The organism is Streptomyces sp. NBC_00335, assembly GCF_036127095.1.
In the GTDB taxonomy this organism is placed as follows: Bacteria; Actinomycetota; Actinomycetes; order Streptomycetales; family Streptomycetaceae; genus Streptomyces.
Map to the genome: position 1 here is coordinate 620,053 of NZ_CP108006.1, position 13,900 is coordinate 633,952.

Below are 13,900 nucleotides of genomic sequence, written 5' to 3' on the forward strand. Positions count from 1 at the left end.
AGGGCCGCTTCCGCCGAGCGCTTCCGTCACTCCGGGAGCACCGGCCATCCACAGCGGGTCGTCGTTCCCAGCGTCCGATGGGACCTTCAACTCCCTTCCACAGGGCCCGAATCGGCACCTCGCGCGGCCGCCTCCGACGAAAGATGCCTTGACGTATCTAGTGACTTCGCAAGCGCTCGGCAGTAGAACTCGTTCTCATTCCGCCTAGAGTGAGGAAGCTCACATGAGCGACAAAGGCCTGCACAAAACGAACCAGAACGGCGTCTCGCGCCGAGGATTTCTCGGTAGAACGGGTTCCATCCTGGGCGCAATGGCCCTTGCCGGTCAGATCGCCCCGTCTCAGGCCCAGGCCGCCACGGCCGGCGCGGCCGCCGCCGGCCCCATCGACAACGGAGCGCACGTACCGGCCCTCGTGATCGGTACCGGATACGGCGGTTCCGTCGCCGCCCTGCGGCTCGCCCAGGCCGGCGTGGACGTCCACATGATCGAAATGGGCATGGCCTGGGACACCCCCGGCTCGGACGGCAAGATCTTCTGCAACACGACCACCCCGGACTACCGCGCCTACTGGCTCCGCACCAAGACCAAGGCGCCGCTGAGCAACTTCCTGGGCTTCCCCATCGACAAGGCGGTCCCGCGCTACACCGGCATCCTGGACGCCGAGGAGATGGGCGGGATCATCGTCTACCAGGGCCGCGGCGTCGGCGGCGGCTCGCTGGTCAACGGCGGTATGGCGGTCACCCCGAAGCGCGCGAACTTCGGCGCCGTCCTGCCGACGGTGAACGCGGACGAGATGTACAACACCTACTACCCGCGCGCCAACGCGGGCCTCGGGGTCAGCCTGATCGACCCGGCCTGGTTCGAAAGCGTCGACTGCTACCAGTTCTCCCGCGTCGGCCGCAAGCACGCCCAGCGCGCCGGGTTCCCCTTCGTCTTCGTCCCGGACGTGTACGACTGGGACTACATGAAGCAGGAGGCGGCCGGGACCGTCCCCAAGTCCGCCGTCGCCGGAGAGATCCTCTACGGCAACAACGCGGGCAAGAAGTCCCTCCAGCAGACCTACATCGCCCAGGCCAAGGCCACCGGCAAGGTCACCATCTCGCCCCTGCACAAGGTGACCTCGGTCTCCCCGGCCTCCGGCGGCGGGTACACGGTCGTCATCGACCAGATCAACACCACGGGCGACACCGTCGGCACGAAGACCGTCGTCGCGGACAAGGTGTTCTTCGCGGCCGGCAGCGTCGGCACCAGCAAGCTGCTCGTCCGGCTCAAGGCCACCGGCGCCCTGCCCAACCTGAACAACGAGATCGGCAAGGGCTGGGGCGACAACGGCAACGTCATGTGCGGCCGCGCCAACCACATGTGGGACGCGACCGGCAAGGTGCAGGCTTCCATCCCCTGCGGCGGCATCGACAACTGGGACGCGGGCGGCGCGTTCGCCGAGGTGGCGCCGCTGCCGACCGGCATCGAGACGTACGCCTCGTTCTACCTGTCGATCACGAAGAACCCGAACCGCGCGGAGTTCACGTACAACGCCTCCACGGGCGGGGTCGAACTGAACTGGCAGACGGCCTGGAAGGCGCCGTCCATCGCCATGGCGAAGACCATCTTCGACAAGATCAACTCGAAGGAGGGGACGATCTACCGGACCGACCTCTTCGGCACCAACAAGATCTGGGGCGACCACCTCACCTACCACCCGCTCGGCGGGGCGGTCCTGGACAAGGCCACCGACAACTACGGCCGCCTGCACGGCTACACCGGCCTGTACGTCATCGACGGCGCGCTGATCCCCGGCAACACCAGCGTCAACCCGTTCGTCACCATCACGGCGCTCGCCGAGCGCAACATCGAGAAGATCATCGCCACCGACCTCTAGGGGCGGCGGAGCGCACGAAGACCGGGGCCGTCGGATTCTCCGACGGCCCCGGACCCGTGTGCGCACCGCACGCGCTCCGCGCTCAGTGGCCCGGCAGCACGCAGACGCTGTCGAGGCCCAGCACGTGGTTGAGCCGGCCGAAGGCCAGCCAGGAGCCGATGCTCATCGTCAGCTCCACGATCTCCACCTGGCTGTAGCGGGCCGTCATCCGCTCCCAGAACTCCTCGTCCAGGCCGTGGTGGTCCAGGCAGTACCGCTCCGCGTACTCCGCCGCGAGCCGGGTGCGCTCGTCGAAGGCCTTCGTGGTGCGCCACTCGGTGACGGCCTCGGGGAACTCGTCCTCGACCTTCTCCCCGTCCCGGTCGGTGCGCCAGTCCAGGCAGAAGATGCAGCCGTTGATCTGCGCGACGCGCAGCCGTGCCGCTTCGAACTCCCGCAGCCCCAGGGTGGTGTGGGCGTAGACGGACAGCGAGAAGTTGGCGGCGGCCATTCCGATGCCGGGGACCAGATCGCCCCACACGTACTCGATGGGGTGCTGGCCTTCGGGTATGTCGATCTTCATGACAGTTTCCTTCCGAGTTTGCCGACGGCGGGGCGCAGGGGGACGTCCAGGGCGTCGTAGAGCCCCGGTTCGGCTTCCACCAGCCAGTCGATGGCTCCTACGAGGCGTCCGACCGCGGTGGCGTTGCCGCCGGCGGAGCGGTTCTCTCCCTCGTCGGTGGCCTCGATGGTGACCTCGATGTGCGGGCGGCCCTCGATGATCACCCGGTGGGCGCCGTCACCGCCGTCGGGCGGGGTCGGCCAGTCGGGGGCGCAGGAGGCGTGGATGCGGGTGACGTGCTCGATGACGATGCGGGGTTCGCCCTCGACGATCCCCTGCACCTCGAAGCGGATGGCGCCCTGGGTGCCTCCCTCGAACTCCCCCATCGTGCGCGTGGTGACGGTGGTGTCGAGGGCGCGGCGCTCCACGGTCTCGCGGATGTCGTCGAGTTCGACGCCCAGCGCCCGGGCCATCATCCGTATCTGGCCGCCCCACACCATGGTCGGGATGGAGGGCATGAGCATCATCGGCTCGTAGTCCATGGGCTGGCCCATGCCGATGAGGTAGCGGACGGAGTCCGGCTGGTCGTAGGTGGAGTAGTCGAAGATCTCCTGGCAGCGGATGACGTCGATCCGGGTGCCGAGCCCGCTGAGCAGCAGCGGGAGCACGTCGTTGCCCCATCCGGGGTCGACGCCGGAGGCGAAGAGCGAACCGCCGCCCTCCGCGACCGCGGCGGTCACCGGATCGAGGAACTCCGGCGGGGCGCTGCGGTAGTCGTAGAGCGGATAGAGGGCGGGGCTCACGACGACGGCCCCGGAGCGGATGGCCCGGGTGATGTCGGCGAGCGCGTCGTCGGGGCGGATGTCGCCGGACGCCGCGTAGACGACCGCCTGCGGGCGGGCCGCGAGGACCGCCTCGATGTCGTCGGTGGCGGCGACGCCCGTCTCGTAGTCGAGTTCGCCGAGCTCACCGGCGTCGCGGCCGACCTTTTCTGGATTGTGGACGATGACGGCGGCCAACTTCAGCGCCGGATGGGCCTCTACGGCACGGATGGCCAAACGGCCGACGTTGCCGGTACCCCAGACAACCGTGGAAATCATGCGCGGAGGGTAGCTTCAGGACCTGTAGGTTCCTAGAGCCGTGTACGGAAATTCCGGCCCGCTGTCACTGGTTTTGCGCACCCAGGACAAACAGCAAGTAAACGAAGAACGCGAACAAATGGCCTACGAACAAGTAGGCGATGAGCCGGATGATGAGACCGCGCGGGAACTTCGACTGCTGTGCTTGCGGTGCGTGCTGCGTGTCCTGCGTATCGGGCATGGCGTACGGCTCCTCGCCTATCGGTGGTGTGTGGTCGCGCCCGTGCCGGTGCCGCCGCCGAGGCACAGGCCGGCGAGGCTGCTCTGCAGCAGGGTGTGGACGAACAGCAGCTCCGCCCCGGCGGCCGAGGCCGCGCCGATCCGGTGCGCGGTGAGCGAGTCGAAGTGGGCGCTGTCCCCGGGCTCCAGCAGGTACTCGGTCTCCCCCAGGTGCAGCCGCAGCCGCCCCTGCAGCACGTAGAGCCACTCCTCCCCGGGGTGTACGCGGACCAGCTCGCCCTGGCTGCGGCCGTGCGGGACGTGCACCCGCAGCGCCTGCATCCCGCGGCCGGAGCCGCCGGCCTGCCAGTACGTCCAGCCGTCCGCCTCGCGGGCGCCCGGACCGCCTGCCCGTACGATGGGATCGGCGACGGCCGGGGTCTCCCCGAGCAGCTCCGAGACCGTCGTGCCGTACGTGCGGGCGAGTCCGAGCAGCAGCGGCAGCGAGGGCTGGCGGCGGCCGGTCTCCAGTCGGGACAGGTGCGCCGGCGAGAGCCGGGCCCGGGCGGCGGCGGCCTCCAGGGTGAGTCCGGCCCGGCGGCGCAGATCGCGCAGCTGCGGGGCCACGGTGGGCAGCTCGGCTTCGGCGGGGCCGGGGGCAGGACCGGTTGTCATGCCCCGATTGAGCCAGACTCTTACCTCCCTGGCAATCCGCCTTGCCTCTCAGGCAAAACCCTTACGCGGCGTCGTCGGGTCCGGGTGGCCCGCCGAGCACTGTCTCCACGGTGTCCGCGTCCTGGGCCCGCTTGTCGGGGCGGTGCCGCAGGACGCGCGCGAAGCGCAGGGCGACCCCGGCCGGGTAGCGGGGGGAGCGCTGCAGGCCGTCGTAGGCGATCTCCACCACCAGTTCGGGGCGCACCCGGACCGTGTGGCCGTCGTCCTCGACCGCGAGTTCGCCGAGCCGCTCGGTCTGCCAGCGCAGCATCTCGTCGGTGAGTCCCTTGAAGGTCTTGCCGAGCATGGCGTAGCCGCCGTCGGCGGTCCGGGCGCCCAGGTGCAGGTTGGACAGGAGGCCGGTGCGGCGGCCGTGGCCCCGCTCCACGGCGAGCACCACCAGGTCCAGGGTGTGCACCGGTTTCACCTTGAGCCAGTGTTTGCCGCGCCGGCCGGCCGCGTAGGTGGAGTCGAGGGCCTTGAGCATCACGCCCTCGTGCCCCCGGCGCAGGGTCCGCGTCCAGAACTCCTCCGCCTCGGCGGCCTGCCCCGCAGGGTCCTCGACCACGAGCCGGCCGACCCGCCACTCCTCCGGCACCAGGGCGGTGAGCTCCGCGTACCGCTCGCGCACCGGCAGGTCGAGGAGCACCCGGTCGCCCGCCGCCAGTACGTCGAAAAAGTAGGGGACGACCGGGAGGGTCCGCCGGGCGGCCTCGACGTCGGCGCGGGAGCCGACCCGGCTCGCCACCTCCTGGAACGGCACCGGCCGCCCGTCCGCGGCAGAGCGTCCGATGACCTCCCCGTCGAGGATGAACCGGTCCCCCGGAAAGGACCGCGCCAGTTCGGCCACCTCCGGCAGCCGGTCGGTGATCTCGTCGAGGGAGCGCGTGTACACCCGTACGTCGTCCCCCTCGCGGTGGACCTGCACCCGGATCCCGTCGAGCTTCTCCTCCACCGCACACGGCCCGAGCGCGGCCAGGGCCTCGGCCACCGACTTGGCGGTGTTCGCCAGCATCGGCTGTACGGGCTGCCCCACGCGCAGGGTGACCTCGCGCAGGGCCGCCGCCCCGTCGGCGAGCACGGCCGCCGCCACCCGGGGCAGGGAGCCGTCGAGCATGGCGGCCCGGCGGAGGGCCGCCGCGGGCACCCCTGCCGCGGCGGCCACCCCCTCCAGGGCCACGGCATCGAGCGCACCCTGGCGCACCTCCCCGCCGAGCAGGCTGCGCAGGAACCGCTGCTCGGCCTCGGTGGCCGCGCCGAGCAGACCGTCCAGGATCCGGCGGCGCTCGGCCTGGGCGCCGGCCCCGGACACGGCGGCGAACCGGGTCACGGCCTCGTCGACGGCGGTCACGGTCAGGGTCGGCTCGGCGGCGGGTTCGCTCTCCCCGGCGAGCGCGCGCCAGCCGATCCCCGGGCGGCCCTGGGGCAACCGGCCCGCGAGGTAGGACACCACCAGCGCGGCCTCCTCGGCGGGCGCGGCGGCGAACAGCTCCGCGAGCAGAGCGGTCTTCCCCGACCTGCCGGAGGTTTCGGCAACCGCCCGGGACACACGCGCAACCTCGGCCAGCAACATGCGGCCATCCTCCCGCCGCGCGGCCTGCACCGCAGCCCGGCACAGCCGGCCCCGCCGTCGCTTGAGGCGCAGGGTCCGGGGCGCAGCCCTGCTCATCCACCCCCGCCGGCGCTTGAGACGCAGGGTCCGGGGCGCAGCCCCGCTCATCCACCCCCGCCGGCGCTTGAGGCACGGGATCCGGGGCGCAGCCCCGCTCATCCACCCCCGCCGGCGCTTGAGGCGCAGGGTCCGGGGCGCAGCCCCGCTCATCCACCCCCGCCGGCGCTTGAGACGCAGGGTCCGGGGCGGAACCCTGCTCATCCAGCCCCGCCGGCGTTTGAGGCGCGGGGTCTGGGGCGGAGCCCCAGTTTCGGGAAGGGGCGGGGTGGGGAAGGAAACGCCCCCGGCCCGACCCCGCCGGGCTTTCCACCCCCCCGGTCCGTCCCGGCCCCCGGCCCCCGGCCCGGACTCCCGGTCCCGGCCACCGCACCGGCACGGCACCGGCACCGGCTCCGGCCCGCCGCGTACCGCAGGCGCGGTATGCCGACCGCCCGGCGTAGTCCTTGAGGACGTCCGCAGTTCAGCCTGCGGGAGCGCGGCCGCCGACGGCCTGGCGCTTAGGGTTCCCGTATGAAGCTCCGACTGCCCCGGCGCCGCCGAACCCGCCTGCTCGCGGGCGCGGCCGCGCTCGCCGTCGTCGCGGGGGCGGGCACCCTCACGGCCACCGCCGCGGCCGGCGACGCCCCGTCCGTGCGCCGCGAGGACAAGGTCCTCGACATGCCCGGCGCCGGGATCGACATCTCGTACTTCACCAGTGGGGACACCACGGGGGACGGTGCGGCGAAACGTCCCGCCGTGCTCCTCGCCCACGGTTTCGGCGGCAGCAAGGAGGACATGCGGCCGCAGGCCGAACGCCTCGCCCGCGACGGTTACGCCGTGCTCACCTGGTCCGCGCGCGGCTTCGGCCGCTCCGGCGGGAAGATCGGGCTGAACGATCCCGAGTACGAGGTCAAGGACGTCTCCCGGCTGATCGACTGGATCGCCGCCCGGCCCGGGGTGCGCCTGGACGCGGCCGGGGATCCGCGCGTCGGAATCGCGGGCGGCTCCTACGGCGGCGCGATCTCACTGCTCGCGGCCGGCAACGACCCGCGCGTGGACGCCATCGCCCCCTCGATCACCTACTGGAACCTCGCGGACTCCCTCTTCCCGAACGGCGTCTTCAAGAAGCTGTGGGCGGGCCTCTTCTTCACCACCGGTTCCGCGGGCGGCCTGCAGCCCGGCGCCTCCGCCCAGGGCGCCGCCCCGCAGGCGGCCCCGGCCGCGCCCGGCTGCGGACGCTTCCAGCCGGAGCTGTGCGCCATGTACGAGCGGGTCGCGGTGGCCGGCAAGCCCGACCCCGAGGCCCGCACGCTGCTGGAGCGGCGCAGTCCCTCGGCGGTCGGCGGCGCGATCAAGGTGCCGACCCTGATCACGCAGGGCCAGGACGACTCCCTCTTCCCGCTGGACCAGGCCGATGCCATGGCCCGGGCGATCGCCGCCAACGGCGCGCCCGTCTCCGTGGACTGGGCGGCCGGCGGGCACGACGGGGGCATGCGCGAAGCGGACCGCGTCGAGGGCCGGGTGCAGACCTGGTTCGACCGCTACCTCAAGGACGACGCCTCCGTGGACACCGGTCCCGCCTTCCGCGTCTCGCGCTCCGGCGGCATCGACTCCACCGACGGCCGGGTCACGCTGCGCGGAGCGAGCGGCTCCACCTATCCAGGGCTGCTGTCCGGGCCGCGCGAGTTCGCCCTGACCGGCCGGGAGCAGACCTTCGCCAACCCGGCGGGCGGGGCGCCGCCGGCGCTGTCCGCGCTGCCGGGCATCGGCGGGCAGCTCGCCGCCCTCGGAGGCGGCCTCTCGCTGGACTTCCCCGGGCAGAACGCCCGGTTCGACTCGGAGCCTCTGACCGCCGAAACCCGGATCACCGGGACCCCGACCATCACCCTAAAGGTGAGGTCTACAGCTGAGGACGGTTCGGCCGTCCTGTTCGGCAAGGTGTACGACGTCGGCCCCGACGGGCGCCAGCAGGTGCTGCCCAGTCAGCTGGTGGCCCCGGTGCGGGTGGAGGACGCCCGGCAGGACAAGACCGTCGAGCTGCGGCTGCCCGCGATCGACCACGCCGTCGAGGCCGGGCACCGGCTACGGCTCGTCGTCGCCGCCACCGACCTCGGCTACGCCTCCCCGGCCGCGCCCGCGGCCTACACCGTCTCGGCGCAGGGCCCTCTGGCCGTGCCCGTCGCGGGCGGGGTGCGCACGGCGTCCTCCGGGCTGCCCGCCTGGACCTGGTGGATGCCGCTCGGGGCCGCGCTGCTGGCCGCGGGGCTGGTGGGGATCCGCAGGACCGGCCGGGGGCCGGGCGGGATCCGGGCGGGCGCACCGCAGCCCGACCCCGCGCTGGCCGACGTACCACTGGAGATCACGGGGCTGACCAAGCGGTACGCCAAGGCGCAGGACCGCTACGCCGTACGGGACCTGTCCTTCCGGGTGGAGAAGGGCCAGGTGCTCGGCCTGCTCGGACCCAACGGTGCGGGCAAGACCACGACCCTGCGGATGCTGATGGGCCTGATCACTCCGGATGCCGGGGAGATCCGGGTCTTCGGGCACCAGGTACGGGCCGGCGCGCCCGTGCTCTCACGGGTCGGCGCCTTCGTGGAGGGTGCCGGTTTCCTGCCGCACCTGACGGGGCGCGCCAACCTGGAGCTGTACTGGCAGGCCACGGGCCGCCCCGCCGCGGACTCCCACATGGAGGAGGCCCTGGAGATCGCCGGGCTCGGCGACGCCCTGGAGCGGGCGGTCCGCACGTACTCGCAGGGCATGCGCCAGCGCCTCGCGATCGCCCAGGCCATGCTCGGCATGCCGGACCTGCTGATCCTCGACGAGCCGACCAACGGTCTGGACCCGCCGCAGATCCGCGAGATGCGCGACGTGATGATCCGGTACGCGGCCGGCGGGCGGACGGTCATCGTCTCCAGCCACCTGCTGTCGGAGGTCGAGCAGTCCTGCACGCACCTGGTGGTCATGGACCGCGGCCGGCTCGTCCAGGCGGGCGAGGTCGCCGAGATCACCGGCGGCGGGGACGTCCTGCTGGTGTCGCTGGCGCAGCCGGTGGACGAGGCGGTCGTCGGGAAGATCGCCGCCCTGGAGGGAGTGGAGTCCGTGGCGAGCGCCGAGGACGGTCTGCTCGTACGGCTGGACGGCGCGAGCGCCGCCGAGCTGATCGCCGAACTCGTACGGCTGGAGGTGCCGGTGTCCGGAGTGGGACCGCACCGGCGGCTGGAAGACGCGTTCCTCACCCTGATCGGAGGCGCGGCATGAACACCGTGACGGATGTGGACGCGAACGGGAACGGGGCGGGGAACGCGGACTCGCCCGCGAACGGCGACGTGACGCCGGACGGCATCGGCCGCGAGGTCGCCCACGGCTACCGGGCCGGCCGGACGCTGCCGCTGCGCGTGGAAGCGCTGCGGCAGTGGCGCCGGCGGCGGACGCTGGTGATGGGCGGGATCCTGGCCGCCCTGCCCTTCATCCTGATGATCGCGTTCGCGGTCGGCGGCGGCCCCGGCAGCCGCGGTGGAAACGACGGCCGGATCACCCTCATCGACACGGCGACGGCCTCGGGCGCGAACTTCGCGGCCACCTGCCTGTTCGTGTCCGCCGGGTTCCTGCTGGTGGTGCCGGTGGCGCTGTTCTGCGGGGACACGGTGGCCTCGGAGGCCAGCTGGTCCTCGCTGCGCTACCTGCTGGCCTCGCCCGTGCCCCGGGCCCGGCTGCTGTGGAGCAAGCTGGTGGTGGCCCTCGGGTTCAGCCTGGCCGCGATGGTCCTGCTGCCGCTGGTGGCGCTCGCGGCGGGTACGGCCGCCTACGGGTGGGGGCCGCTGGAACTCCCCGCGGGTGGTTCGCTGCCGGCCGGGGACACGATCGGGCGGCTCGCCATCGCCGTGGCGTTCGTCTTCGTATCGCAGTTGGTCACGGCCGGTCTGGCGTTCTGGCTGTCGACGCGCACGGACGCGCCGCTGGGCGCGGTGGGCGGGGCGGTCGGGCTGACGATCGTCGGCAACGTGCTCGACGCCGTGACGGCGCTGGGGTCCTGGCGGGAGTTCCTGCCGGCGCACTGGCAGTTCGCCTGGGCCGACGCCTTGCAGCCGCAGCTCGAATGGGGCGGGATGATCAAGGGGACGGTGGTGTCGGTGTCGTACGCGGTGGTGCTGTTCGCCCTCGCGTTCCGCGGGTTCTCCCGCAAGGACATCGTGTCCTGAGGACCGGTGGCTGAAGCCCGGGATCCGGCCCGCGGGGCCGTGCGATGACGCACGGCCCCGTTCGGCCGTCGGGGGCCAACCCGGGCGGACCCGCGTGTGCCTGCCGCCCCGGCGGCCCGTACCCCCCAAGAATCGCCTCGGTCAGGACGTACGGACGCGTCCGAACGGCACCGAGGGGTACGACCGATGGACAGAGCAGGACTTCCGCCTCGCAGGTTCGTGCTGACGGGCGGCCTCACGGCCGCCGCGGCCCTGCTCACCGGGTGCTCGGCGAAGAGCTCCCCGAAGCGGACGACGGCCGCGCCGGAGCCTCGGCCCAGCACCCCCGAGGGCGCGTACAGCCGCCTGCTGGAGGGCAACAAGCGCTGGGTGAGCGGCAGTCTCAACCACCCCGACCGGGATCCGGACCGCCGCGAGCTGGTGGCGCAGGCGCAGGATCCGTACGGCGTGATCCTGGCGTGCATCGACTCCCGGGTGCCGCCGGAGCTGCTCTTCGACACCGGGCTCGGCGACCTGTTCGTGCTGCGCACGGGCGGGCAGGCGGTCGGCCCGGTGGTGACCGGGTCGGTGGAGTTCGGGCCGATGACGGCGGGCACCCCGCTGATCCTGGTCCTCGGGCACCAGCGCTGCGGGGCCATCGACGCTTCGTACAAGGCCTTGCGGGACGGCAAGCCGCTGCCCGGCAACCTGCGGGCGATCGAGAAGGCGCTGGTGCCGGCGTACGAGCTGACGGTCAAGGATCCCGGCTCCGACCCGGTCGACACGATGATCCGCAATCAGATCAAGGTGACGGCGGACGAGCTGCGGGCCAACGCGGATCTGGCACCCCTGGTGGAGAAGGGCTCGCTGGCCGTGGTCGGCGCCTACTACTCGCTGGACACCGGTCAGGTGGAGGTGCTGACGGGGGCGCCGACGGGCGGCGCTTCCGCCAGCCCGTCGGCCAGTACGTCGGCCAGTACGTCGGCCAGCGCGTCGGCCAGCGCGTCAGCCAGTGCCTCCGGGAGCGTCTCGCCGAGCCCGTCGGAGTCGGCATCGTCCTCGGCGTCCGCCTCCGCGTCCGTCTCCGCGTCCGTCTCCGCGTCCCCGTCGGAGTCCGATTTCGGCAGTCCGTCGCCCGACGCCTCCTGAGGGCGGGACTGCGGTCAGCCGACGGCCCCCGCTACGGCGTCGACCTCCGCCAGGAGTTCGGCGTCGAGCGGCCGGTCGGCGACGGCCGCGTTGGCCCGTACCTGCTCGGCGGAGGTGGCGCCCGCGATGACGGAGGCGCAGCCGGGCTGGGCGGAGAGCCAGCCGATGGCGAGTTCCAGCACGGTGCGCCCGTGCTTGTCGGCGAGCGCCGCCAGGGCTTCCACGATGTCGAGGCGCTCGTCGGTGAGGTAGGCGTCGCGGCCTTCGAGGCGGGAGCCCGCGGGGACGGGGGCGCCGCGGCGGATCTTTCCGGTCAAGAGCCCATTGGCCAGCGGAAAGTAGGGAAGGACCCCGACTCCGTAGTGCAGGGCGGCCGGGACGAGCTCGCGCTCCGCCGACCGCTGGAGCAGCGACCATTCGTTCTGGGCCGATACGAAGGGTGCCGCGCCGGTTTCGCGGGCCACGTGGGCGGCTTCGGCGAGCTGCCAGCCGCTGAAGTTGGAGTGGCCGATGTAGCGGATCTTGCCCTCGGTGACGAGTTCGGTGAGCGCGGCGAGGGTCTCGGCCACGGGAACGGCCGGGTCGGGGCTGTGGAGTTGGTAGAGGTCGATGTGGTCGGTCTGCAGGCGGGTCAGGGACGCTTCGACGGCGCGCCGGATGTAGGCGCGGCCGGCGCGGGAGCCGGCGGCGGGTCCGTAGCCCATGTCCACGCCGTCGTAGCCGAACTTGGTGGCGAGGACGACCTGGTCCCGGCGGCCCTTGAGGGCCTCGCCGAGGTGGGTTTCGGAGCCCCCGGCGCCCCCGTAGATGTCTGCGGTGTCGAGCAGGGTGATGCCCGCGTCGAGAGCGGCGTCGACGACGGTGCGGGTGGCCCGGGCGTCGAGGCGGCCGCCGAAGTTGTTGCAGCCCAGCCCGATCGCCGAGACCTGAAGACCTGAACTGCCCAGGGGGAGATGGCGCATGTCTTTTCGTTCCTCCGCACTCGTCCGGCACATGGTCGACAGGACGGCAGTGTAGATCGCCACCGGTCTCCCCGACCGGGCGGGACGGGACGGGCCCGCGGCACGGGCGGGACGGGTGGGATGGGTGGGGCGGCTGGGACGGGTGGCCCCTGTGCTCGTCGCGTCGCTGACCGGCTGACCGGCTGACCCGATTCGATCGAATCGATCGTTTCGGCTTTCTGTGGTGGAATCGAGCGGCGCGCGCACCACGCGGACGCACCACGGACCACGGACGACGCAGACCGCAGGGGGATCCTTGAGACCACATGTCGACCAGCGCCAGGCCCAGGTGCTCTCCCTCGTCCGGGCCCGGGGCAGTGCCCGCGTCGCGGACCTCGCCAGGGAACTGGGCATCTCCCCCGTCACCCTGCGGCGGGACGTCGAGGCGATGGCGGCGCGGGGCGAGATCCGGCGGATGCACGGGGTGATCAGCCGGCTGGAGTCCGACTCGGTGGGCGCGGAGACCGGCTCCACGGGCGCGCAGGCGGTCTCCGACGCGGCCACGGCCGCGGCCGCCGCCACGGGCCGGGGCGGCGCCGGGCTGGTGATCGGGATGGTCGTGCCGACCACCGAGTACTACTTCGCCGACGTCGTGCGGGGGGCCCGCGAGGTGGTCGAGGCACGGGGCGCGCGGCTCGCCGTGGGGCTGACGCGGTATCTGGCGGGCGAGGACCGCACGCAGGCGGACCGGTTGCTGTCCACGGGGGCCGACGGCCTGCTGCTGACCCCGAACTGGGCGGCCGGGGCGGCCGGACCCGGCGAAGGGGCGTGGACGGCCGAACTGCCCGTGCCCACCGTCCTGGTGGAGCGGTGGGCCCCGCCGGGGCATCCCGCGGCTTCCCTGGACCGGGTGACCTCCGACCACGCGGACGGCGCGGCGCGGGCCGTGCGGCACCTGGCGGAACTGGGTCACAAGCGGATCGCCCTGGCCAGCCGGGAGACCCCGACGTCGGGGCGGCTGCGGACCGGCTACGCGGCGGCCGTGGCCACGCTCGGTCTGGAGCCGGCTCCGGCGTGGCCCGCGGCCGGAGCGGCGCCGCTCGCGGAGGCGGAGGCGTTCGCGCGGACCCTGGACTACTTGTGCGCGGCGGTGGCGGAGGGGGGGGTGACCGCCGCCCTGATCCACAGCGACACGGACGCGATCATGCTGATCCCGCGGCTCCAGGCGCGGGGGGTGCGGGTGCCGGAGGACCTGGCGGTGATCACGTACGACGACGAGGTGGCCGAGCTGGCCGACGTACCGCTGTCGGCGGTGGCGCCGGCCAAGCGCGAGGTGGGGGCGCGGGCGGCCGGAATGCTGCTGGACCGGCTGGAGGACCGCGGGGCGGGGCGGGAGGGGCCGCGGCAGCATCTCGACCTGCTTCCCCGGCTGACCGTCCGGCCGTAGTCCCGGGAGGATGCGGGGCCCGAGCGCTCGCCCCTCCTGCGCGTTTCGATCGAAATGCGGATTCGGTCTTGACGACATGATCGTCCGCACAAAAGGATGAGG

11 protein-coding genes are annotated in these 13,900 nt (G+C 72.8%); 5 read left to right on the forward strand and 6 right to left on the reverse strand.

Annotated features, from left to right (window positions below):
• Positions 1-223 precede the first annotated feature (223 nt).
• Entirely contained in the window at positions 224-1,879 is a 1,656-nt protein-coding gene (locus OHA37_RS02775) for a GMC oxidoreductase (protein WP_266902062.1), read from the forward strand.
• An 82-nt stretch (positions 1,880-1,961) separates the two neighbouring features.
• Here OHA37_RS02775 and OHA37_RS02780 read toward each other — a convergent pair whose 3' ends face one another.
• The 5 genes from OHA37_RS02780 to OHA37_RS02800 all read right to left on the reverse strand — a co-directional run bounded on the left by OHA37_RS02780 (position 1,962) and on the right by OHA37_RS02800 (position 6,005).
• On the reverse strand, positions 1,962-2,441 hold the full coding sequence (locus OHA37_RS02780; protein ID WP_266902064.1) for a carboxymuconolactone decarboxylase family protein: 480 nt from the start codon (positions 2,439-2,441) through the stop codon (positions 1,962-1,964).
• Complete coding sequence (locus OHA37_RS02785; RefSeq protein WP_250738009.1) at positions 2,438-3,520, reverse strand: NAD(P)H-dependent amine dehydrogenase family protein; 1,083 nt, start codon at positions 3,518-3,520, stop codon at positions 2,438-2,440. The genes OHA37_RS02780 and OHA37_RS02785 overlap by 4 nt, the downstream gene beginning before the upstream one ends.
• A 64-nt stretch (positions 3,521-3,584) precedes the next feature.
• The gene (locus OHA37_RS02790) at positions 3,585-3,740 is read right to left on the reverse strand and encodes a DUF6126 family protein (protein ID WP_266902070.1); all 156 of its coding nucleotides are present in this window, start codon (positions 3,738-3,740) and stop codon (positions 3,585-3,587) included.
• A 17-nt stretch (positions 3,741-3,757) separates the two neighbouring features.
• Entirely contained in the window at positions 3,758-4,393 is a 636-nt protein-coding gene (locus OHA37_RS02795; RefSeq protein ID WP_266902072.1) for a helix-turn-helix domain-containing protein, read from the reverse strand.
• A gap of 61 nt (positions 4,394-4,454) precedes the next feature.
• Positions 4,455-6,005, reverse strand: coding sequence for an ATP-dependent DNA ligase (locus tag OHA37_RS02800; protein WP_266902074.1), 1,551 nt, complete (start codon positions 6,003-6,005; stop codon positions 4,455-4,457).
• Positions 6,006-6,614: 609 nt separating this feature from the next.
• Here OHA37_RS02800 and OHA37_RS02805 point away from each other — a divergent pair.
• The 3 genes from OHA37_RS02805 to OHA37_RS02815 all read left to right on the forward strand — a co-directional run bounded on the left by OHA37_RS02805 (position 6,615) and on the right by OHA37_RS02815 (position 11,410).
• Positions 6,615-9,341 (forward strand): alpha/beta fold hydrolase, encoded by a 2,727-nt coding sequence (locus OHA37_RS02805; protein ID WP_266902076.1) that lies wholly within the window; start codon positions 6,615-6,617, stop codon positions 9,339-9,341.
• Entirely contained in the window at positions 9,338-10,282 is a 945-nt protein-coding gene (locus OHA37_RS02810) for an ABC transporter permease (RefSeq protein WP_266902078.1), read from the forward strand. Before OHA37_RS02805 ends, OHA37_RS02810 begins: the two co-directional genes overlap by 4 nt.
• Before the next feature lie 186 nt (positions 10,283-10,468).
• The gene (locus OHA37_RS02815; RefSeq protein ID WP_328693001.1) at positions 10,469-11,410 is read left to right on the forward strand and encodes a carbonic anhydrase; all 942 of its coding nucleotides are present in this window, start codon (positions 10,469-10,471) and stop codon (positions 11,408-11,410) included.
• A 14-nt stretch (positions 11,411-11,424) separates the two neighbouring features.
• On the opposite strand, the gene OHA37_RS02820 is transcribed toward OHA37_RS02815, so the two are convergent.
• Positions 11,425-12,372, reverse strand: a complete 948-nt coding sequence (locus OHA37_RS02820) for an aldo/keto reductase (RefSeq protein ID WP_266902082.1) — start codon at positions 12,370-12,372, stop codon at positions 11,425-11,427.
• A gap of 295 nt (positions 12,373-12,667) precedes the next feature.
• Between OHA37_RS02820 and OHA37_RS02825 the strand changes: the two genes are divergently transcribed.
• Positions 12,668-13,798, forward strand: a complete 1,131-nt coding sequence (locus OHA37_RS02825) for a substrate-binding domain-containing protein (RefSeq protein WP_266902084.1) — start codon at positions 12,668-12,670, stop codon at positions 13,796-13,798.
• Positions 13,799-13,900: the final 102 nt, after the last annotated feature.

Excerpts from the sequence above, each read along its gene's own strand:
- OHA37_RS02775 (WP_266902062.1), top strand. The coding sequence starts at position 224 with ATGAGCGACAAAGGCCTGCACAAAACGAACCAGAACGGCGTCTCGCGC.
- OHA37_RS02780 (WP_266902064.1), bottom strand. The coding sequence starts at position 2,441 with ATGAAGATCGACATACCCGAAGGCCAGCACCCCATCGAGTACGTGTGG.
- OHA37_RS02785 (WP_250738009.1), bottom strand. The coding sequence starts at position 3,520 with ATGATTTCCACGGTTGTCTGGGGTACCGGCAACGTCGGCCGTTTGGCC.
- OHA37_RS02790 (WP_266902070.1), bottom strand. The coding sequence starts at position 3,740 with ATGCCCGATACGCAGGACACGCAGCACGCACCGCAAGCACAGCAGTCG.
- OHA37_RS02795 (WP_266902072.1), bottom strand. The coding sequence starts at position 4,393 with ATGACAACCGGTCCTGCCCCCGGCCCCGCCGAAGCCGAGCTGCCCACC.
- OHA37_RS02800 (WP_266902074.1), bottom strand. The coding sequence starts at position 6,005 with ATGTTGCTGGCCGAGGTTGCGCGTGTGTCCCGGGCGGTTGCCGAAACC.
- OHA37_RS02805 (WP_266902076.1), top strand. The coding sequence starts at position 6,615 with ATGAAGCTCCGACTGCCCCGGCGCCGCCGAACCCGCCTGCTCGCGGGC.
- OHA37_RS02810 (WP_266902078.1), top strand. The coding sequence starts at position 9,338 with ATGAACACCGTGACGGATGTGGACGCGAACGGGAACGGGGCGGGGAAC.
- OHA37_RS02815 (WP_328693001.1), top strand. The coding sequence starts at position 10,469 with ATGGACAGAGCAGGACTTCCGCCTCGCAGGTTCGTGCTGACGGGCGGC.
- OHA37_RS02820 (WP_266902082.1), bottom strand. The coding sequence starts at position 12,372 with ATGCGCCATCTCCCCCTGGGCAGTTCAGGTCTTCAGGTCTCGGCGATC.